Source organism: Gilvimarinus sp. 1_MG-2023 (assembly GCF_030548285.1).
The window spans coordinates 1-268 of sequence record NZ_JAUOSC010001069.1 but is presented as its reverse complement, the minus strand read 5'-3'; the positions used below and the strand labels follow the sequence as shown (position 1 = coordinate 268).

Here is a 268-nt window from a genome sequence, read left to right as displayed (position 1 = left end):
CTCTTGGGGTCAACTCTTCTACCGAGATTTTCAGCGGCTTGGCAATGGCTCTGACTTCAACGGCACTGACCGGGTACATCGGCCGTTCAGGATCTCCGGAACCACTGCGCAAGGTCATCACAATCACACCGGTATCAGCCAGCATTTGTACCAGTCGCCGCAAAGCGACTGGCCGATGCGCAATGGACAAATGCATCCAGACCGCTGACAGCAGAATCAGCTGATAACGCTCATCCGGTACTTTTTTCAGGGCTGGCAAGGAGTCATC

At 54.5% G+C, this 268-nt stretch carries 1 protein-coding gene; it reads right to left on the bottom strand.

What is annotated here, in order from left to right:
* On the bottom strand, nt 1–268 hold a 268-nt coding region (locus Q4563_RS20150), incomplete at both ends, for a hypothetical protein (protein WP_442903821.1).